Here is an 18,530-nt window from a genome sequence, read left to right as displayed (position 1 = left end):
AGAACCGCGGAAACGCGAACGGCGAGCGAAGTGAGCCGTGAGCGAACGCAGTGAGCGAGAACCGTGACCGAGAACCGCGCTCCTGTCGTGGAATCGGGTGTGCAGCGCGTCACGCCATCCCCGCGGCCAATGCATCCCTTTTCAATGCCGCCGATCGAACGGGGGCGTATGAGAGCGCGTCGATCGCAGCCTGTCGAACCGGTGAGCGAACTGCGACTCGAGATCGGATTGAGGGATTTCGAATGAACGAACGACGGTTACGACCGGTGTATCTGATCGGCGTCGGGATCAGCGCGTACGCGTTCTGGTACTTTGCCTCGCTCGGCGACTATCTGTACGCCGTCCCGTTCGCGCTCGTGGTCGCGTTCTCCATCGCTCGCCTTCGGGTACTGACCGCCGACTCCTGACAGCCGAGCGTCGAGACGCTCGCGAATCCGCGGGAACGGACCCGAATGAGGTGAGACCGAAACGGTGAACCGCCGGGACGATCCGAGAAACGGAGAGTGGCTACGTCGAGTTCTCGCGGAAGACCCGGTACGCGCCCTGTCCGATCGCGACAGCTTTCGTCTCGCCGTCGGGTGCCGTACTCTCGACGGTGATCTCGCTGACGCCGACGCTGCCGCCAACCCGGATCACGTCCGCGGTCGCCACGAGATCGCCCGTCGCCGGCCGGAGGTAGTTGACGTTCAGGTTGATCGTCGCGATCCGCGTCCCGAAGGGATCGTCCATCGCCGTCCGCAGCGAGAGGCCGCCGACGGTGTCGATGAGGGTGGCGGCGACACCGCCGTGGAGATCCGCCTGCTCGTCGGGCGCGGCGTTCGGCCGCGTGTTCGTCAGTTTCTCGTCGTAGGGGATCGACATCGTCATCGTCCCCTCGCCGACGTTGTCGACGGTCGTGCCGAGCCACGAGAGGAACTCCTGATTCTCCTCGAGGAAGTACTGGAGCATCGCCTCCGGGTCGTCGAACTCGTCGACTGCATCCATCGTCGGCGCGCCGTCGGTCATAGCCATCCGTCTGTCGGCGACGTTCTTGACAGCTACGTTTCCAGACCTGTCCGTTGTCGGGCGTTCACTCGGCCGCGAACTGGAGACGACGCTCAAGCGGACGGGCCGGGGAGACGCTATAGTAGCCACTGCAAGTCATTGCACGCCTGCTCGACCGACAGCTGTCTGATCAGTGTGTGAATCGTTTCAGTGGCTACTATACCATCGTCGGTCCTGCGGCGGCGGACGGACTCAGTCGGGGACGTCAACGGTCTCCGCTCGAGCGAACGCGCACCCGAACCCGCTCGCCGCGTTCGAACTCGCGATCCGGACAGATCAGCTTTGCACCGAAGTCCTCGTCTCGAGCGCAAAACACGGAGAGTCCGGTAATCGTCTCGCCGTTCGCCGTGACGGTCACGTCGTCCCACGCGATCGTGCGGCCGTCGGCCACGCCGAGTCGGTCGCCGTTCAGCGAGACGACGTGATCGGCTCCGTTCCCCGCGGGCGAATCGGTCGGCTCGAGCAGTCCGCCGCCGTCGTAGTGTGGCAGTCCGCCGTCGAGAACGCCGCCGCCGTCGGCTCGCACGCCGACGAACTCGGTTCCCGGGTCGGGGTGTGCGGGCGCGTCGAGGACCGCGTACGTGTCGCCGCTCGAGACGACTCGGCCGGTGCCGTCCCACTCGAGGGGGCGGACCGACACCCCGAGTTCGATCGGGAGCGATCCAGTCGCTCGATAGGGGTTCTGATCCGGCCCGCGAACGCCGACGTGGAGGTGGTTGTCGACCCACGGCGCAAAGAAGCCAGCCCGGACGAGTCGGCCCAGCGAGTCGCCCGGTTCGACCCGGTCGCCCGCCTGGACCGAGGGGTCGACGTGGAGGATTCGGACCGTCAGCCCGGACAGCGGGCCGGAATCCGCGGGCTCGAGCAGAATCAGGTGATCGTGCTCGGGCGCGTAGGGTTTTGGCGGCGCGCGGACGGTGCGCGTCTCCCGGACGGTGCCGGCGACCGGGCTCGGCGCAGCGGTGGTTCGACCGTCGGTCAGCGTCCCGGGATATAGATCGATCGCACAGCCCCCGTCGTGGGCGGGGTACGGCGAGTTGTACAGCGAAAATCGCTCGTAGCGCGCCAGCACGGTCTCGGGAAGCGTGACGGCCATCGTTCATCGTGATCTGGACGGCGGGAGCGTTTAGTCTCACCGGGTTCAACGGTTCGGTATGCGCGTCGTTCGCGGACGGAGGGACACGCTCGCGGCCGACCGAGACGCGAGTCGACGGCTGCTCTCGATCGCCGCCGACGGCGAGCCAGCCGTCCGCGTCTGGACGCCACACCAGCAGGTCGCCTTCGGTCGTCGGGACGCCCGTCTCGAGGGATACGATCTCGCTTGCGGGGCCGCACGCGGGCTCGGATTTCCACCCCTCGAGCGCGATGTCGGGGGGAGAGCAGTCGCCTACGACGGGGAGACGACGCTGGCGTTCGCTCGCGCCAAACCGCTCGCGGACGACCGAACCGGAACGACCGAGCGCTACGAGCGTGTGACAGTCGATCTCGAGCGAGCACTCGATACGCTGGGCCTCGAGCCGACTCGAGGCGAACCCGACGACTCGTTTTGTCCCGGGACGCACTCGCTGTCGGTGGTGGACGCGAACACCGGCGGGCGGCAACGACGGAAGGTCGTTGGCATCGCCCAGCGCGTCCGACGGGGCGCTGCCCTCGTCGCCGGCGTCGTCCTCGTCGCGAACCGCGAGGAACTCGCGGGCGTGCTCGAGCCGGTCTACGACGCGCTCGGGGTGCCCCTCGAGTCGGCGTCGATAGGGACTATCGCGAATGCGGGCGGCCCCGCCGATCCAGCAAGGGTTCGGACCGCGATTGAGGACGCGCTGGTCGGCGATGCGACGGCCGTTTCGCTCGAGGGCCTCGGTGACGGAGACGAGAGGAGCCACTGAAAAGCAGCGGATGAGAGACTACCGGTGAGTACGGGGAAACCGCGGATCACTCGATACCAGCCAACCGGCATGCGGTGGCGCGCGCTGTCGGCCGGCCGAACGTCAGTGAGGGTGGCCGATGACATTGCGCGAGGGATGAGCGAACGCCGGAGGCGTGAGCGAATCGGCTGGGGAGGGCGTGGCGATTCCCTGTTGCCACGATAGCAGGTCGCTTCATCTCACTCAGTCACTCGCAGAACCCACTGTTCCATTCACAGGAGATAGTGAGCGGCTAAACCGGATTCGAGAGCGTGATCTCCACTCGAGCGAAGCGTTTTGAACGCGGCGGCCCGAGACGTGCCCGATGACACGACTGGTCGAACTCGAGGAGAGCGGGCCACGCAGACTCGAGCCGTCCGATATCGACGATGAAAAGGGAGATATCGCGGTCTGCCAGTGCGGATTGTCGGACTCGTTTCCGTTCTGTGACGGCAGCCATCGGGCGACGATCGACGAGGACGATGGAACAACCTACGTCTACGAGGACGGCGAGCGCCGGGAAGTCGAGCGAGTCGTGACGACCGATAGCAGCGACGAGTAGTCCCGCGACGATCGACTCACCGCGTCGGAACTCGAGTCCGCTGTGTCACTCGCGTGATCGAGACCCTCACATCGAACGCGCGGAGTTACAGACGACCAGCGCGCTGCTCGCAGCCATCGCGACGGCGGCAAAGAGCGGGTTCAAGAGGCCGGCGACCGCCAGCGGGATCGCGACCGCGTTGTAGGCGAAGGCCCAGCCGAGGTTCTGGCGGATCCGCCGATGGGTGCTCGTCGCGATGTCGAACGTCTCCGCGACGGCCGTGAGATCGTCGCCGACGATCACCGCATCGGCCGCGTCGGTCGCGAGCTGGGTCCCACCGCCCATCGCGATCCCGACGTCTGCAGCGGCCAGCGCGGGCGCGTCGTTGCTCCCGTCGCCGACCATCGCGACCGTTCCTCGAGCCCGAAGCCGGTCGACGGTTTCGGCCTTCGCTTCCGGCGGCACGCCGGCGAAGACCTCGTCAACGCCCGCAAGCGCGCGAAACGCCTCGGTCGCCGGTCCCTCGTCGCCGGTGAGGACGACGACCTCGCGTCCGTCGGCGAGCGTCTCGAGGGCATCGTCCAGTTCCTCGCGGGGCGAGTCCCCGACGACGATCAGCCCGCGGACGCGACCGCCCCAGCCGACGACGGCCGGGACGCGGCCGGCCGCGCGAGCGTCGTCGATCCGAGGCTCGAGGGAGTCGGGAACCGCGAGCCCACGCTCCCGAAGGAAGTCGGGGTGGCCGACGACGACGCGTTCGCCGTCGACGAGGCCGCTGACGCCGCGGTCGGTGTGCTCGAATGCCTCGACGGCGCTGTTCGCGACGGTGTCGCTCGCCGCGCGGTCGGCTGCGGCGTCGGCCACGGCTTGCGCGATCGGATGCTCGGAGAGCGCTTCGACCGCGCCGGCGCGCCGGAGCAGTTCGTCGGCGACTCGGTCACTCACACCCCTATCGCCGTCGTCGATCGTGTGAACACCCTCGTCGCCGCCGTCGGCCATGTGAACGCCCTCGTCGCCGTCGTCAACCGTGTGAACGCTCTCGACGGCCATCGTCCCCGTCGTGAGCGTCCCCGTCTTGTCGAGGACGACGACGTCGATGTCTGGCGCGTCCTCGAAGATCGTCTCTGCGGCGACGACGATCCCCCGCTCGGCGGCGGTCTGGACGCCCGCGGCGATCGCCAGCGGGGTCGCGAGCCCGAGCGCGCACGGACAGGAGACGATAACGACCGTCAGCCCGAGCAGCAGCGCCGTCGACGCGCTCGAGCCGGTCGCGAGCGAGACGGCGGCCGTCCCGACGGCGAGGACGACCACCAGCGGAACGAAGACGGTCGCGAGTTTGTCAGCGAGCCGCTGGACGCCCGGCCGCGAACTCTGAATCGACCAGAGCAGGGAGACGAGCCGATCGAGAGTGCTCTCGGCCTCGTCGCCGACCGCGACGACGATCGGGGCGTCGGTGACGACGGTGCCGCCGCGGACGAAATCACCCGCCCCCTTCCCGACGGGCAGGGATTCGCCGGTGATCAGCGACTCGTCGACGGCGGCGGATCCCTCTCGGATCTCGCCGTCGAGGGGAACCCGCTCGCCGGGTCGGACGAGGAGCCGGTCGCCGGGCTCGATGGCCTCGAGCGGGACGGTCTCGCCGCTCTCGAGGCGGGCCTCGTCGACCTGCCGTTCGGTTAGTTCGGCGAGCAGTCCGGTCGCGCGGCGCTTGACCGACGTCTCGTAGTGGGTGCCCGCGGTGACGACGAGGACGATCGCGACGGTGACATCGAAGTAGAGGTGGCTGTGACCGAGCAGTACGGCGACTGCGCTGTAGCCGTACGAGCCGAGCGCGGCCGTCGCCACGAGCAGGTCCATGTTCGGCCGTCCCGCCCGGAGGCTGACGAACGCGCCCCGGAGGATCGGGTAGCCGGTGTAGAAGAGGATAAACGACGTGAACAGCCAGATGTTCGCCGAGAGAAACGCGGTCTCGTAGCCGCCGAAGTCGGCGACCGGCTCGAGGTCGAAGTAGGTCGGGTAGAGAAACAGGACGTACCACACCATGACCATCATCCCGAAGAAGCCGCCCAGCAAGAGCGGGGCGAGGCCGTCGTCGGCTCCCGCGTCACCGTCGGCGGCCGATCGATCGGACGCGGTGTAGCCGTAGCCGGAGACGAGATCGGAAAGGTCGTCGGCTGCGAGCCGGTCGGGATCGTAGACGAGCCGGATCGTGTCCGTCGCGTAGCTCGCCGTCGCGCCGAGAACACCCGGTTCGCGCTCGGCGGTCGTTTCGAGGAAGGCCTCGCACGTCGAGCAGTGCATGCCATCGACCGCGAGGAAGGCGTCCTCGCCGTCGAGATCGTCGAGATTGCGGTCGCGATCGCGGTCGTCCCCGGCCCGGTCTCGCTGGTCGAGCCTCGATTGCACCGCCGACTCGTCCGGCGCATCGTCCGCTCGCTCGAGGGTTCGGTGGACCTCGAGACAGCCCCGACAGCAAAAGGTTCCGTTCACGTCGGAGGCAACGATCGGCTCCGCGGGAGTCGGCAGGTCACAGAGGTCGCAGGTGTCGGTGTCAGCGTCGGTACCGGCGCTCGGTTCGCCGGCCGCGCTCGAGCCGTCGGTCTCCGTTGCGGATCCGGACGAGCGCGCGGTCGGCGGTGAGTCCTGTGCCATCGTTAGAACAGTGGGGTGTACGGCAGCGGCAGGTGCGGGAGGTGGATTCCGTACAGCATCAGCCCGTGCGAGAGGGGAATGTAGCCGAGAACGATGAACGCTGCGCCTAGCCCGCGGTGGAGCCGCACGCGCGTCTCCGCGCCGATCGTGGTCATGACGGTGCCGTAGGCGAACAGCGTGGGGATCGTCCCGAGTCCGAGGACGGCCAGCGAGAGCGCTCCGCGCGTCGGCGAGCCGAGCGAGAACGCGTAGAGGTAGGCCGGGTAGATGATTGGACACGGCATGAGCCCGTGGACCGCGCCGAGCGCCACGATCCCCGGCGACGTCGCGAGTCGATCGACCCGACTCGAGAGCAGCCCCGAGAGGCGACGGAACAGCGCGCCCACGACGGGGAGATCGTGGCCGGGGACGGCGGTCCGCCCCCGCACGTAGTAGAGCCCGCTCGCGATGATCGCAATCCCGACGAGGATCCCTGTCACGCCCCTGACGCCATCGCCGACCGCGGCGACGGCCTCGCTCGAGGCGATCGTGACCGCGCCCAGCAGGCCGAACAGGCCGCCGATGGCCGCGTAACTGGCCGTTCGACCGAGGTTGAACAGGGCGTGCTGGCGCACCTCGTAGCCGGTGAGCGTATCGTCGCGGCGCTTGTCGCTCGCGGCACCGATTCGGTCGGCGTAGGTCGTCACAAGCGGCCCGCACATTCCCAGGCAGTGTGCACCCGCGAGGAGTCCGACGACGAAGAGCACGAGCAGGTTTACACGCTCGAGTCCGGTCCCCGATCCCGTGGCTTCGATCAGCGGAGGGACGGCCGAAAGCCGGCCGTATTCGAGTGGCGCGCCGAGTACGGGGGCGGTCGATGCGGCTGACATGATATCACGAACGATTACGAACGGTTACGGGCAGAGTCACGAGCGGTGTCGATACGCGTGCGAGGGTTACGAGCGGTCACGAGCGGTGTCGGTTCGAGTACAACGGGTGTCATCCGGCGGGACGAATCAGCCGGCTGTGCCGTTTCCGTCGCCACCGTGATCGTGTCCGTGGTCGGCGCCGTGCGTTCCCTCGACCGGCGACATCGCGAGGTACAGCGAGCCGATGATGAGAACCACGTTAATCGCGCTGACGGCACCGGCAAGTCCCGAGTCGGTAACGCCGTAGATGAATACCGGGACGATCGCGAGTAGCCCCACGGTCGCCGCGAGTCGGGGCGTAACTGTCTCGAGGGCCATACCGGTACTGGGAAGGACTGACGTTTAATACCCCCTGCTATTTTCACGGTTCGGGAATAACGGCTGGCCGTAAGTCACCCCCTTACCCTACTCATCCGTATGAGCTCTCAAACACACCAACAGGATTCTGGAACACATCAACAGGATCCCGAACACGTTCGGACGATCGGTCACGACGAGTATGATCCGATCGGGACGCTGATCCTGATCGCGATCTACTTCGTGATACTTGTATTGCTGTGGCTGTTCATGTACTTCGTTGAGTTCCTCGGGAACGGCCCGACCGTGATCGGCGCGCTCCTCACGGTGGTGGGGCTGGCATGAACATTCACACCTACGAGAAGGTCTGGCTGGTCGCGTCGATGGTGTTGATCGTCGGCTTCATCGCGACGATCACGTACGGCGCGATCGGCCCCGGCATCGCGATGATAAACGACGAAGGCGGTGACATCAGTCCGGACGCTGTCGCCGACGACGAGCGGTTCGACGACCCCGGCGTCGAACACGTCGGCGGCAACGAGTACGAGGTGGCCGTCATCGCGCAGGCGTGGTCATACTCACCGAGCGAGATCGAAGTGCCGGCCAACAGCGAGGTCACGTTTTACGTCACGAGCCTAGACGTGACACACAGCTTCTCCGTCGTCGGGACGAACGTCAACACGATGGTCGTCCCTGGGCAGGTCTCGGAGATGACAGTCCAGTTCGACGAAACGGGGGAGTACGGCATTCTCTGTAACGAGTACTGCGGGGAGTTCCACCACACGATGGAGGGGAAACTGAACGTCGTCCCCGAAGACGAGTTCGACCTGACCGAGCTGTCCGTCGAGGCCCCCGACGAGGTCGCGGCGGGTAACGAGACAACGATCAACGCGACCGTGTCAAACGGGATGCAAACCGACCTCGAGACGACCGCAACCCTCGAGATCGGCGACCAGACGGACGAACGCGATGTGACGGTCTCGGGCGACAGTAGCGAGACCGTGGAGTTCCCGGTCGACACCGCCGAACTGGAGCCAGGCGAGTACGACTGGACGGTCACCGTCGACGGCTACGAGGAGACCGGAACGCTCACGGTCACCGACGCGACCGCCGGCGATGACGGCGGTTCCGACGGAGGTGACGGCGATGCGTAACGCCTACGTCGACCAGTTCCCGACCGAAGCGCGCGTGATCAAGGCGGCGTTCTGGAGCTCTTTCATCGCGCTGGCGATCGGCGGCTCGCTCGGCCTCGTGCAGGCGCTCCACCGGACGGACGTCTTCCGGTTCCTCGAGTCGCCGGACTACTACACCGTTCTGACCGCCCACGGCGTCTTGCTGGCGATCTCGTTCACGATCTTCTTCCTCGTGGGAGTCTTTACCTGGGCGGTGACGACCAGCCTCGATCGCGGTGTCGAAGACATTCGATTCACGTGGGGCTGGTACGCCATGATGGTGGTCGGAACGGTGCTGGTCGGCGTCACAATCTTCGCCGGATTCCTCGAGGAACCGCCCGTGGTACTCGGCTCGGAACTGTACGCAGACGTCCTCTTTACGTTCTACGCGCCGCTGCAGGCACACCCCTTCTTTTACATCGGGCTGGTGCTGTTCGTCGTCGGCTCCTGGCTCGCCGGGGTCGACTGGTTCCGAACGTGGTGGGCCTGGCGGAGCGAGAACCCCGACGAACGGATCCCGCTCCCAACGTTCATGGTGTTGACGACGACGCTGTTCTGGTACATCTGTACGCTTGGCGTCGCGCTGTCGATCCTCGTCTTCTTGCTGCCGTGGTCGCTGGGGCTCGTCGACTCCGTCAATCCGCTGTTGACCAGAACGCTGTTCTGGTACTTCGGCCACGCAGTCGTCTACTTCTGGCTCATGCCGACGTACATCCTGTGGTACACGATGTTGCCGAAGTTCTCCGGCGGCAAACTGTTCAGCGACCCGCTCGCACGCGTCGTCTTCGTGCTATTCCTGTTGCTCTCGACGCCGCTGGGAATCCACCACCAGTATCTGGATCCGGGCATCGCTGAAGGGTTCAAGTTCATCGCGATGACAAACACGATGTTCCTCCTGCTGCCGAGCCTGCTCACCGCCTTTACCGTCGTCGCCAGCATGGAACACGGTGCGCGCCAGCGCGGCGGCGAGGGCTACGTCGGCTGGCTCACGGCGCTGCCCTGGCGCGATCCGATCTTTACCGGCATGGCGCTCGCGGGGCTGATGTTCGCCGCGGCCGGCTTCTCCGGCATGATCAACGCGGGGATGAACATCAACTACCTCGTCCACAACACGTGGTGGGTCGTCGGCCACTTCCACCTGACCGTCGGCACCGCCGTCGCGTTGACCTTCATGGCGGCCGCCTACTGGTTCATTCCGCAGCTGACCGGCAAGGAACTCTGGAACCGCTCGGTCGCGCTGGGGCAGGTACTGCTCTGGTTTATCGGGATGACGTTCATGTCGAACGCGATGCACCGATCCGGGCTGTTCGGGATGCCCCGCCGGACCGCCGAACCGCAGTACCAGGGCTTCGAGTTCGAGCCCGCCGTGGGCACCGTCGGCGAGATCAACGCGCAGGTCGCCCTCGGCGCGGTGTTACTGACCGTGTCGCTGGCCCTGTTCCTCCTGAACATGGTCATGACCTCGTTCAACGAGACCAGCGACGCGATCCCCGACAACACCTTTGCCGGCACGCTCTCGGGCCCCGAGGACTCGCCGGCCATCCTCGACAACCTCGCGCTCTGGACCGCGATCGCCGTCGTCCTCGTGATCTTCGCGTACACGCTCCCGCTGGCGAGCATCATCGACGGGGGCGGTCTGTTCGGCTCCGGTATCGACGGCTTCCAGCTCGGCATCGAGACCGGTCGCGCACTCGTCCTCGAGTCCATCCGGGAGGTGGTTCCCTAGATGCGCATCTCGAAGGGCGCGCTGTTGGTCGTTATCGCCGTCCTCGTGCCAGTTATCGTCGAGCTCCGAACGGCCCTCTCGTGGTTCGGCATCGAACTGTCCATCCTCGAGTCGCTCGGGCTGAGCGTAGTGCTCATCCTCGGGCTGGTGCTCTGGGCGGTGTGGCCGCCCAACGGTGACGCCGAGGCCGAGCCCTCAAGTTCGAACTGAGGCTCGCGCTGTTTCTTGCTCGGTTCTCCGTTTACTACGCATCGGGAGTATCGGAGACGGTCATCGGTTCGGAATACAGGACCAAGAGACACGATCGAATCGAGAATTACAAACCGCCCCCGGGTGGCGACGATACACCCTCTCAGAACGCGTCGCGTTCCCGAAGCCGATCGACCACGTCTCGGACCCGCTGCGATGCTCCCCGCGGCGCGACGAGGATCCGGTCGTCGAACGCGGCGACGATCAACTCATCGACCTCGAGCAGTGAGACGTGTGAATCGGGCGCGGCGACGACGTTGTTCGTTGCGTCGATCGAGAGGACGTCTCCCGCGACGGTATCGTTCTCCGCGTCGTCGTCAGCGCTCGTCTCGAGCGCTCGTCCGACGGCGTCCCACGTTCCGAGGTCGTCCCAGCCGACCGATAGCGGCGTCACAAACGCGTCTGTCGCCCCTTCCATGATCGCGTAATCCACGCTGACCGGATCGATCGCGTCGAAGCCCCGCTCCGGATCGCCGTCCTCGAGCGCGTCGACCAGCGGTGCGAGCGACGAGTCGCGCGCTTCCCGGAGTACCGCACCGGGCGTCCAGGCGAAGATTCCGGCGTTCCAGTACGCGCCGGCCTCGAGGAGCCCCGTCGCGTCATCGCGGTCGGGTTTCTCGGTGAAGCGATCGACGACGCCGAAGTCACCGCGCTCGCCGAACTCGCTCCGTTCGGGAACGATGTAGCCGTAGCCCGTCGCCGGCCGCGTCGGCTCGACGCCCAGCGTGACCAGCCCGTCCGTTTCGGCCGCGATTTCGGCTGCGCGCTCGAGCCGTGTGGCAAACGCCGCGTCGTCGGTGACGTGGTGGTCACTGGGGAGACAGACCAGGACCGGCTCCCGATCGAACCGCTCGCGGAGTCGCCAGGCGGCGTAGACCAGCGCCGGGCCGGTGTCCTTGCCGTCAGGTTCGACCAGCACGCCCGCCTCGGGCGCGTGTTCGTGGATATCGTCCGTAAAAGCGTCGCGGGTCAGGACGTAGCGTTCGTCGGCAAACGCAGTCCGAGCCATCGTCCCCGAGAGCAGCGAGCGCTCGCCATCGAACGCGAAGAACTGTTTCGGCCGGTCGCTTCGGCTCGCGGGGTAGAGTCGGCTGCCGATGCCGCCGGCGAGGACGCAGGCGACGATTGCCCGATCCATGTTACCAGGTCTCGATTCGCCCTTCGCGGACGTCCTCTGCACACCCCTCGCAGTCGGGATGGCCCGCTTCGTAACAGGCCGGCCGGTACTCGTCGTCGAGCTTCGCCGCCCGCTGTTCGGCGTAGCGCCGACAGACGATCTTCGCCCGTCCCGCCTCGTCCGACGGTAACTCGCGGGCGTTTTTCGCCACCTCGTAGGCCTCGCGGGCCTCCTCGAGTTGGCCGTCGGTCGATCTGCGAAGCTCCTCGAACTGTTCGCCCGCGCCCTGCAGCGTCGAGCGCAGGATCCGCTCGAGCCGACGCCGATCCGCCATTGGACACCCGTTCGACCGGCGGGCACATAGGCCCGTCGCCAACGGCGGCCGTCGGAGTCGGCCGCGCGGAGTCGATGACAACGACTTTGCCCGACTCTCCCGTCGAGTACGGACATGGATATCCGCGACGCGCTCCGTGGGATCACCTGTCCGACGGTGACTCCCTTCGACGACGGATCGATCGACGAGGCGGCGCTCGCCGACCTGCTCGAGCACCTGCAGTCGGGCGGCGTCGACGCCGTCTTCCCCTGCGGGACAACCGGCGAATTTCCGAGTTTGACGGCCGACGAGCAACGACGCGTCGTCGAGGCGACCGTCGAGCGCGCGGAGGTACCCGTCGTCGCGGGTGCCGCGGCGACGAGCGTCGACGACACGGTCGCGGCTATCGATCGCGCCGCCGACGCGGGGGCCGACGCCGCCGCGATCGTCGCGCCCTATTTCACCACCGCGAACGCCCCCGCGGGCAACCGGCGGTTCTTCGATGCCGTCCTCGAGGACGCGTCGCTCCCCGTCCTGCTGTACAACATTCCGCAGTGTACCGGCCAGAGCATCGAGCCCGAGACCGTCGCCGCCGTCGCGACCCACGAGCGAGCGATCGGAATCAAGGACTCGAGCGGCGACCTCGAGTACTTCCTGTCCGTGCTCGCGAAGACGCCCGACGAGTTCCTGTGTCTACAGGGGTACGACGCGCTGTTGGTCCCCGCGTTGCGGATGGGCGCCGACGGCGGGATCAACGCGCTCTCGAACGTCGTCCCCGGAGTCCTGCGAGCGGCGTTCGAGCGAGCCGAGGACGATCGCGGCCGCAAACTCCAGCGCGACGCGATCTCGCCGCTGTTCGAGGCGTGTACGACCCACGGCTTCGCCCCGGCGACGAAGACGGCGCTGGCCGAGCGCGGCGTCATCCCCGCCGACGAGGTCCGCCCGCCGCTGGTCGCCGTCGACGACGCGGGTACCGAAGCGATCAGTGGCGCGCTCGAGGCCACGCTCGCAGTCAGCGAGTAGTAGCGAGAGCGGGTGTGTCAGAGAACTGCGCGGCCGGTAAAGAAAGCGGACGATTAGCAGTAGTAGACCCAAAAAGTGTGTTCATTTGAACACTCGAGTTCCGTATGGTCACCGAACGCAGCGACGTACGGGCTGATTTTCAGTTCCACGTCCCGTTCCGGAACTGGGATGCGACTGTGCTCTCCGCATTGGGGACACGCGACTTCTCGAGTTTCTTGTACTTGCATCGGCGCTGATCACCCACTATACGTCACGAATGATAATGAACTGCACCTCACACTACTTGATAGGTTCGCAGTCACTATCTCAGTTGTACTTAGCAAACTCTGTTGTCCTCAAAGTCCAGTTTTGACCCTACAGAATATGGGAGATTGAGGTATTCGTTTAGAAATCAGCCCTGACCTCGCTTAAAACGTCCTCAAGGTCCGGATTTGCGGAGGGGGACATCGTAACTGGGCGGGGACGTAGCAAGATATTCGCTAGATTTTCCCTCCAATTGCTCGAGAGCGGCATTAGTCGTCTATGATATACTTGGGAACCATCTTTGTTTTACTCGGATATGAGCTATAGTTCTAAGTACTTTATTAGAAGCAGCTCATCCACCTCTGTCAAAAGATACTTAAATTTCGGCCGTTAATTTCTCTAATAGATATGGTGTTGTATGGGCTGATGCCAACGATAAATGTAGGGATTATTCTCCCAATCACGCTTTTGATCTCGGTTCTTAGTTTGTACCTGTTTTTTTACAGAGACAACAGAGAACTTGGACTCGTAGCGTCAATCACAGTATTCTTATTGCTGAGCATATATATGTATCTCAAGTCCAACTACATTATATCGGTGATACTGCTTCTAACAGCCTTTTTCACAGCCTTATCCCAGATTTATAGCTAAAAACTATAATAATAGGTGTTTCTATAAGCCTGGGAAAATTGGGTTAGTGTCTACGCAATAATAATTACCATCACAACAATTGGTCAAATTGATCCCTGCGGCAGTAAGAGCGCCGGCACAACTAATACAAGTCCATTTCGCAGGAGTAGCGGCGCACGTTGCACAATTATTGCCACCGGCGGCTGCTATCGCTGCTGATGTGCTAATGCACTTCAGATCCCAATTACTGCAGAAGCAGTTAGATGCCTGGGCCTGAACATCACCCTGTATTTGATTCATGTCCTCCGAATCCAGAGTAGCTGATTCAGTTACAACATCTGAACCATCCACCTTGTAAGTGATCACTTTTAATTCGTCAGTATCCTCAGCCGAAGTCCCATTTGGATAATAATCCCCAACTGTGGGGAAAGAATCAAGGCTGGAGGAAGTTATGTGCGCCTCTCCACCATCTTCTGGTACATCGAACGGGATACGAATAGTGTAATGATTTTCCTTCTCTGACGAGTAAACCGTTTCCCAGACAGTCGCACTCCATATTCGGGGAGAGAATCCTTGATCTCTCCAGGCTTGTGCAATCTTCATTATATCGTCCTCATTCTTCATCTTAGCTATTTTTCTATACTTCTCTATTCCATCTAATTTGTTAACGTCTTCCAACTCGTTCTCTAACCCCTTTGTAGATATTTTACTGCTAGTGTCTTCCCTAGCTGAGACACTCCCAATAGCCGTGCTTGAAATTCCCCCAGCAACTGCTATCCCTGAGGCATTTTTCAGTACTGAACGTCGACTTCTCGTGGTATCTTTTTCTACCATCAAGAAGACAAAGAATCTAAAGAACATTAAAATTTTCTGTCCTAATTAGCATAAAAATTGTGTACCTATATATAGACATATATCTCTCATGAAGTTATTAGAAGTGATGAGATCGGTTAGAGATAGTTACTGGCGATAACGGTTCTATCCAGTCATAAATGGCCAAATAAAAACTGAATCTGGCCCTCACTGTGATATCCAGTACAGGTAGTTGGACAGTCCACGTAATTCGTGATGTGCGATAGCTGCCAGGAAAATGCGGCTATTGCCGTGAACCTCCGCTACTGGATAATCATCTGGATCAATGACGGTACCTCCCAAGTCCCTGTATCGGTCTGAGTCACCTGTACTGAGCGATTTATCAATTTGAAGAGAGGTGGTGTGCGACGAATTTTATGATACCTTGGCAAGAGAACCAACTGAAGCGAATCCCACCCGATCGCCAGACTGACGGTACCCCATCGACGCCCGCTTGCGGTTTCTTTCGCCGACGTTCACTTCCGCTCCGGTGGCGGTACTTTAAATACTATCGGGCGCGAACGGACGTATGCCTCCCAATGAAACCAAAGAGGAGGCGAGAAACAATGAGCGACGTACGACAACACGCGGACGACATACACGAGCAGTTTTCGGACCACCTCGAGGACGTGAGCGTCGAGGACGTCGAAGAGCGCCTGACCACGCTCGTCGACGAATACAAAGTACCGATTGACGAGGCGCGCCGGAGCGTCACCAACCACTACCTCGAGGAGGCCGGCCTCGAGCGCGAGGACATCTCGAGTGGCGACAGCGAGAAAGCCAACGTCGAGGATGTCGACGAACCCGAGGAGTGGATCGACCTGACGGCCAAAGTCATCGAACTCTGGGATCCCCGCAGCGACTCGGTCGCACAGGTCGGCCTGCTCGGCGACCCAACGGGGACGATCAAGTTCACCAAGTGGGCCAAATCCGACCTCCCCGCACTCGAGGAGGGCGGCGTCTACGAACTTCGCAATGTCGTCACCGACGAGTACCAGGGCCGGTACTCGGTCAAACTCAACTCGACGACAGTGATCGAGGAACTCGACGACGACCTCGAGGTCGGCAACGACACCAGCGAGATCGAGGGCGCACTGGTCGACATGCAAAGCGGCAGCGGCCTCATCAAGCGCTGTCCGGAGGAAGACTGCACGCGCGTTCTCCAGAACGGCCGCTGTAACGAACACGGCGAGGGCGAAGGCGAGTTCGATCTCCGCATCAAGGCCGTCGTCGACGACGGCATCGACGCCCACGAGGTCATCTTCGACAAGGACGCCACCGAGGACCTGACGGGGCTGAGCCTCGAGGAGGCCAAGGACATGGCGATGGACGCGCTCGATACGACCGTCGTCGCCGACGAGATCAGGGACGATATCGTCGGCACCTACTACCGCATCGAGGGACCGACGTTCGGCCGCTACGTGCTGGCCGACGACGTCGAGGAACTCGACGGGCCGGTGGATGCAGAGGAACTGCTGATCAAAGCGAGGTCGATGTGATATGAGCCAGTCAGAACTCACCCGCGAAGTCGCCCGCCGCGTCTTCGCCTCCGAATTCAACGACTCGACGTACACCTTCAAAGAGAGCGACAACGAGCGCGCGCCCAACTACGCGCTGCTCCCGACGGGCGACCGCGCGAACCGCGTGTTCGTCGTCGGCACCCTCACTGAAACCGAAGACGTCGGCGACGAGAGCGAGTACTGGCGCGGCCGGGTCGTCGACCCGACCGGGACGTTCTTCGTCTACGCCGGGCAGTACCAGCCCGAGGCCGCCTCGGTCCTGCGGGACACGGAGCCGCCGGCCTACGTCTCCATCGTCGGCAAACCCCGCACCTACGAGACCGACGACGGCACCGTCAACGTCTCCCTGCGACCCGAGTCCATCTCGATCGTCGACGACGCGACCCGCGACCGCTGGGTCGTCGAAGCCGCCGAACTCACCCTCGATCGCATCGAGGCCTTCGAGGAGTGGGAGGCCGAGCAGGAAGCGCCCGAAAGCGGCTCGACCGCACCGACGAACGAGTACGCCGAGATGGCCCGCGAGCGCTACGACTCTCCCGTCGTCAACTACCGCAACGACGTCATCCAGGCACTCGAGAGCCTCGAGACTGTCGAGGAGGAAGAACAAGCGGACGATCCGGAAGCGACGATCTGACGCGGCCGGCTCGATTCTTTGTTTTTCGCCCGATAGCGATTGCCACGGCGAGCTATCGAACGGCCGCGAGCATCGCATCGATCGCCGCGAACTCGTCGTCGGTGACTTCGTGGCCCGTCTCGGGATAGCACCGCTCGTCGACCGCGGCGTCCGCCCGCTCGAACAGCCGGACCGTCGTGGCAACCTGGTCGCGATCTACGTGCGGGTCGTCTTCGCCGTAGCCGAGGAGGATCGGCGTTTCCTCGAGCGAGCCGTCGATGTCGCTCGAATCGATCTCCTCGGTCGTGCCGGGGAGCGAACCCGAGAGGACGGCGAGGCCGCCATAGCGGGCCGGGTTTCGGCGGACGAACGCCGCGGCGACGCACGCACCCTGCGAGAAGCCGGCGATGACGGTCCGCTCGGGTGGGACGTCGATCGCTCGCGCGCGCTCGAGGGCGGCCGCCACGCAGTCGACGCTCGAGGAGAGCCACGGTTCGTTGTCGGCTCGCGGGGCCGTCGACGGTCGCGGATACCAGCGGCTTCGCTCGGCCTGCGGTGCGAGGATTGCGACGCCATGTCGGTGGACGGGTTCCATGAGGTTGACGATGCCCTGAGCGGTCGCGCCGCGGCCGTGACAGAGCACGAGCGCCGCGTCTGCGGCCAGCGCGGGCGCACCAGCGGTGAGCAGCGGCTGGCTGGCGTGGGGTCCCGAGACGGCGTCCATCGGCCTGCCTGACTCCGCCCTCGTCATCGGTTCTCGCCCCGTCCCGTCGGCGCTCGATCCGTCGGAACCGTCAGTTCCGGCAGTTGGCTTTCGATCAGGTCGCGGTCCGCCTCGAACCACTCGGGAAGGAACAGCGATTCGCCGGGTTCTTCGCTGCCTTCGCTCGCCGCGATGCCGTCGGTTTCGGTCGCCAGTTCGAAGAGGATGCCGCCGGGCTCGCGGACGTACAGCGAGTGGAAGACGTGGCGATCCTTGACGCGGGAGACGTCGTAGTCGCGATCGTCGAACAGTTCGCGCCACTCGTGGAGGTCGGCTTCGGACTCGACGCGGACCGCGACGTGGTGGAGTGTCCCCTGCCCTTCGCGGCCGAAGGGCGCGTCCCGGTCGAGCACGTCGACGACCGTGGCTCGCGACCCGGAGGCGCGGTACCGAATCCGATCGCCGTCTTCCGCGTCGTGCTCGAACCCCAGCGTCTCGAGCGTGCCCGCGGTCGCGTAGGGATTGACCGACAGCGTCGTGACGCCGTGGAGGCCGCGGATCGCGTGTTCCGCCGGTACCGGCCCCGCAGTCCAGATCTCGACGCCGCTCGGAATCGGCGGACTGGCCACGAGTCCGATTCCCGTGCCCGCGGGGTCTTCGAACCGCAGGACCCGCTCGTCGAACCGCTCGAGTGGCCCCTCAACCGCGATGTCGCGATCCTCGAGTCTCGTTTTCCAGTACTCGAGCGCGTCGGGCGGGACGACGAACGAAACCGATTCGATCTGGGGGGTCCCAGGCCGGCCGGGGTCGCCGTGGGGATCCGGGAAGTGCGTGAGAACCGTTCCTGGCGTCCCGTTCGCATCACCGAAGTAGAGGTGATGCTGGAGGATGTCCTCGAAGTTTACGGTCTGTGTGACGAGTCGGAGACCGAGCACGCCGCTGTAGAAGTCGATCGCCGCCTGGGCGTCCCCGACGATTCCCGTCACGTGGTGGAGTCCCGGCGTGTCGGACAGCATGGGGCGTCTG

Annotated in this window: 20 protein-coding genes; 10 read left to right on the top strand and 10 right to left on the bottom strand. The window is 64.1% G+C overall.

Annotation, left to right across the window (positions count from 1 at the left end):
- The first annotated feature begins 242 nt into the window (after positions 1-242).
- A complete protein-coding gene (locus tag ACEWFR_RS06940) occupies positions 243-407 on the top strand; it encodes a hypothetical protein (protein ID WP_374060337.1) in 165 nt (54 codons plus the stop codon).
- A 100-nt stretch (positions 408-507) separates the two neighbouring features.
- Here the strand turns inward: ACEWFR_RS06940 and ACEWFR_RS06935 are convergent, their stop codons facing one another.
- Entirely contained in the window at positions 508-1,005 is a 498-nt protein-coding gene (locus ACEWFR_RS06935; protein WP_098724610.1) for a PaaI family thioesterase, read from the bottom strand.
- A 244-nt stretch (positions 1,006-1,249) separates the two neighbouring features.
- Positions 1,250-2,140: a hypothetical protein gene (locus tag ACEWFR_RS06930; protein ID WP_374060336.1), complete on the bottom strand. Its 891-nt coding sequence runs from the start codon at positions 2,138-2,140 to the stop codon at positions 1,250-1,252.
- Between the two features lie 58 nt (positions 2,141-2,198).
- Between ACEWFR_RS06930 and ACEWFR_RS06925 the strand changes: the two genes are divergently transcribed.
- Positions 2,199-2,927, top strand: a complete 729-nt coding sequence (locus ACEWFR_RS06925; protein ID WP_374060335.1) for a lipoate--protein ligase family protein — start codon at positions 2,199-2,201, stop codon at positions 2,925-2,927.
- A 343-nt stretch (positions 2,928-3,270) separates the two neighbouring features.
- Positions 3,271-3,507, top strand: coding sequence for a CDGSH iron-sulfur domain-containing protein (locus ACEWFR_RS06920; protein ID WP_374060334.1), 237 nt, complete (start codon positions 3,271-3,273; stop codon positions 3,505-3,507).
- A gap of 66 nt (positions 3,508-3,573) precedes the next feature.
- Here ACEWFR_RS06920 and ACEWFR_RS06915 read toward each other — a convergent pair whose 3' ends face one another.
- The 3 genes from ACEWFR_RS06915 to ACEWFR_RS06905 form a co-directional block, all read right to left on the bottom strand.
- Positions 3,574-6,138 (bottom strand): heavy metal translocating P-type ATPase, encoded by a 2,565-nt coding sequence (locus tag ACEWFR_RS06915; protein WP_374060333.1) that lies wholly within the window; start codon positions 6,136-6,138, stop codon positions 3,574-3,576.
- A gap of 2 nt (positions 6,139-6,140) precedes the next feature.
- Positions 6,141-7,007 (bottom strand): sulfite exporter TauE/SafE family protein, encoded by an 867-nt coding sequence (locus ACEWFR_RS06910; protein ID WP_374060332.1) that lies wholly within the window; start codon positions 7,005-7,007, stop codon positions 6,141-6,143.
- Between the two features lie 126 nt (positions 7,008-7,133).
- Positions 7,134-7,364: a cytochrome-ba3 oxidase subunit gene (locus ACEWFR_RS06905; RefSeq protein ID WP_374060331.1), complete on the bottom strand. Its 231-nt coding sequence runs from the start codon at positions 7,362-7,364 to the stop codon at positions 7,134-7,136.
- Positions 7,365-7,463: 99 nt separating this feature from the next.
- Here ACEWFR_RS06905 and ACEWFR_RS06900 point away from each other — a divergent pair, with 99 nt between their 5' ends.
- The 4 genes from ACEWFR_RS06900 to ACEWFR_RS06885 are packed head-to-tail and all read left to right on the top strand — an operon-like array spanning position 7,464 to position 10,451.
- Positions 7,464-7,688, top strand: a complete 225-nt coding sequence (locus tag ACEWFR_RS06900; RefSeq protein ID WP_098724617.1) for a hypothetical protein — start codon at positions 7,464-7,466, stop codon at positions 7,686-7,688.
- Positions 7,685-8,497 carry a cytochrome c oxidase subunit II gene (locus ACEWFR_RS06895; protein WP_374060330.1) on the top strand — a complete coding sequence of 271 codons (813 nt, stop codon included), beginning with the start codon at positions 7,685-7,687 and terminating at the stop codon, positions 8,495-8,497. Before ACEWFR_RS06900 ends, ACEWFR_RS06895 begins: the two co-directional genes overlap by 4 nt.
- Complete coding sequence (locus tag ACEWFR_RS06890) at positions 8,490-10,241, top strand: b(o/a)3-type cytochrome-c oxidase subunit 1 (RefSeq protein WP_374060329.1); 1,752 nt, start codon at positions 8,490-8,492, stop codon at positions 10,239-10,241. Before ACEWFR_RS06895 ends, ACEWFR_RS06890 begins: the two co-directional genes overlap by 8 nt.
- On the top strand, positions 10,242-10,451 hold the full coding sequence (locus tag ACEWFR_RS06885; RefSeq protein ID WP_374060328.1) for a CbaC protein: 210 nt from the start codon (positions 10,242-10,244) through the stop codon (positions 10,449-10,451).
- A gap of 142 nt (positions 10,452-10,593) precedes the next feature.
- Here the strand turns inward: ACEWFR_RS06885 and ACEWFR_RS06880 are convergent, their stop codons facing one another.
- The gene (locus tag ACEWFR_RS06880) at positions 10,594-11,628 is read right to left on the bottom strand and encodes a mannose-1-phosphate guanylyltransferase (RefSeq protein WP_374060327.1); all 1,035 of its coding nucleotides are present in this window, start codon (positions 11,626-11,628) and stop codon (positions 10,594-10,596) included.
- A 1-nt stretch (position 11,629) separates the two neighbouring features.
- Positions 11,630-11,941 (bottom strand): hypothetical protein, encoded by a 312-nt coding sequence (locus ACEWFR_RS06875; RefSeq protein ID WP_273740668.1) that lies wholly within the window; start codon positions 11,939-11,941, stop codon positions 11,630-11,632.
- Between the two features lie 114 nt (positions 11,942-12,055).
- On the opposite strand from ACEWFR_RS06875, the gene ACEWFR_RS06870 reads away from it, so the two are divergent.
- Positions 12,056-12,943 (top strand): dihydrodipicolinate synthase family protein, encoded by an 888-nt coding sequence (locus ACEWFR_RS06870; RefSeq protein WP_374060326.1) that lies wholly within the window; start codon positions 12,056-12,058, stop codon positions 12,941-12,943.
- 915 nt (positions 12,944-13,858) lie between these two features.
- Here ACEWFR_RS06870 and ACEWFR_RS06865 read toward each other — a convergent pair.
- The gene (locus tag ACEWFR_RS06865) at positions 13,859-14,650 is read right to left on the bottom strand and encodes a hypothetical protein (RefSeq protein ID WP_374060325.1); all 792 of its coding nucleotides are present in this window, start codon (positions 14,648-14,650) and stop codon (positions 13,859-13,861) included.
- 584 nt (positions 14,651-15,234) lie between these two features.
- Here ACEWFR_RS06865 and ACEWFR_RS06860 point away from each other — a divergent pair.
- Complete coding sequence (locus tag ACEWFR_RS06860; RefSeq protein ID WP_374060324.1) at positions 15,235-16,167, top strand: replication factor A; 933 nt, start codon at positions 15,235-15,237, stop codon at positions 16,165-16,167.
- Position 16,168: 1 nt separating this feature from the next.
- Positions 16,169-16,822, top strand: coding sequence for an RPA family protein (locus ACEWFR_RS06855; RefSeq protein ID WP_374060323.1), 654 nt, complete (start codon positions 16,169-16,171; stop codon positions 16,820-16,822).
- Positions 16,823-16,874: 52 nt separating this feature from the next.
- Here ACEWFR_RS06855 and ACEWFR_RS06850 read toward each other — a convergent pair whose 3' ends face one another.
- Together ACEWFR_RS06850 and ACEWFR_RS06845 are read right to left on the bottom strand one after the other, a co-directional pair.
- Positions 16,875-17,552 (bottom strand): alpha/beta hydrolase, encoded by a 678-nt coding sequence (locus ACEWFR_RS06850; RefSeq protein ID WP_374060322.1) that lies wholly within the window; start codon positions 17,550-17,552, stop codon positions 16,875-16,877.
- Positions 17,549-18,520 (bottom strand): VOC family protein, encoded by a 972-nt coding sequence (locus ACEWFR_RS06845; RefSeq protein WP_374060321.1) that lies wholly within the window; start codon positions 18,518-18,520, stop codon positions 17,549-17,551. The genes ACEWFR_RS06850 and ACEWFR_RS06845 overlap by 4 nt, the downstream gene beginning before the upstream one ends.
- Positions 18,521-18,530 lie beyond the last annotated feature (10 nt).

Origin of the sequence: Natrinema sp. H-ect4 (assembly GCF_041894845.1) — an archaeon.
Lineage (GTDB): Archaea > Halobacteriota > Halobacteria > Halobacteriales > Natrialbaceae > Natrinema.
Note: the sequence above shows the minus strand (reverse complement) of the source record. Positions and strands in the feature narration are given on the sequence as shown.

What these genes read in the sequence shown, in the direction of transcription:
- ACEWFR_RS06940 (WP_374060337.1), top strand. Translation starts at nt 243, where the DNA reads ATGAACGAACGACGGTTACGACCGGTGTATCTGATCGGCGTCGGGATC.
- ACEWFR_RS06935 (WP_098724610.1), bottom strand. Translation starts at nt 1,005, where the DNA reads ATGACCGACGGCGCGCCGACGATGGATGCAGTCGACGAGTTCGACGAC.
- ACEWFR_RS06930 (WP_374060336.1), bottom strand. Translation starts at nt 2,140, where the DNA reads ATGGCCGTCACGCTTCCCGAGACCGTGCTGGCGCGCTACGAGCGATTT.
- ACEWFR_RS06925 (WP_374060335.1), top strand. Translation starts at nt 2,199, where the DNA reads ATGCGCGTCGTTCGCGGACGGAGGGACACGCTCGCGGCCGACCGAGAC.
- ACEWFR_RS06920 (WP_374060334.1), top strand. Translation starts at nt 3,271, where the DNA reads ATGACACGACTGGTCGAACTCGAGGAGAGCGGGCCACGCAGACTCGAG.
- ACEWFR_RS06915 (WP_374060333.1), bottom strand. Translation starts at nt 6,138, where the DNA reads ATGGCACAGGACTCACCGCCGACCGCGCGCTCGTCCGGATCCGCAACG.
- ACEWFR_RS06910 (WP_374060332.1), bottom strand. Translation starts at nt 7,007, where the DNA reads ATGTCAGCCGCATCGACCGCCCCCGTACTCGGCGCGCCACTCGAATAC.
- ACEWFR_RS06905 (WP_374060331.1), bottom strand. Translation starts at nt 7,364, where the DNA reads ATGGCCCTCGAGACAGTTACGCCCCGACTCGCGGCGACCGTGGGGCTA.
- ACEWFR_RS06900 (WP_098724617.1), top strand. Translation starts at nt 7,464, where the DNA reads ATGAGCTCTCAAACACACCAACAGGATTCTGGAACACATCAACAGGAT.
- ACEWFR_RS06895 (WP_374060330.1), top strand. Translation starts at nt 7,685, where the DNA reads ATGAACATTCACACCTACGAGAAGGTCTGGCTGGTCGCGTCGATGGTG.
- ACEWFR_RS06890 (WP_374060329.1), top strand. Translation starts at nt 8,490, where the DNA reads ATGCGTAACGCCTACGTCGACCAGTTCCCGACCGAAGCGCGCGTGATC.
- ACEWFR_RS06885 (WP_374060328.1), top strand. Translation starts at nt 10,242, where the DNA reads ATGCGCATCTCGAAGGGCGCGCTGTTGGTCGTTATCGCCGTCCTCGTG.
- ACEWFR_RS06880 (WP_374060327.1), bottom strand. Translation starts at nt 11,628, where the DNA reads ATGGATCGGGCAATCGTCGCCTGCGTCCTCGCCGGCGGCATCGGCAGC.
- ACEWFR_RS06875 (WP_273740668.1), bottom strand. Translation starts at nt 11,941, where the DNA reads ATGGCGGATCGGCGTCGGCTCGAGCGGATCCTGCGCTCGACGCTGCAG.
- ACEWFR_RS06870 (WP_374060326.1), top strand. Translation starts at nt 12,056, where the DNA reads ATGGATATCCGCGACGCGCTCCGTGGGATCACCTGTCCGACGGTGACT.
- ACEWFR_RS06865 (WP_374060325.1), bottom strand. Translation starts at nt 14,650, where the DNA reads ATGGTAGAAAAAGATACCACGAGAAGTCGACGTTCAGTACTGAAAAAT.
- ACEWFR_RS06860 (WP_374060324.1), top strand. Translation starts at nt 15,235, where the DNA reads ATGAGCGACGTACGACAACACGCGGACGACATACACGAGCAGTTTTCG.
- ACEWFR_RS06855 (WP_374060323.1), top strand. Translation starts at nt 16,169, where the DNA reads ATGAGCCAGTCAGAACTCACCCGCGAAGTCGCCCGCCGCGTCTTCGCC.
- ACEWFR_RS06850 (WP_374060322.1), bottom strand. Translation starts at nt 17,552, where the DNA reads ATGACGAGGGCGGAGTCAGGCAGGCCGATGGACGCCGTCTCGGGACCC.
- ACEWFR_RS06845 (WP_374060321.1), bottom strand. Translation starts at nt 18,520, where the DNA reads ATGCTGTCCGACACGCCGGGACTCCACCACGTGACGGGAATCGTCGGG.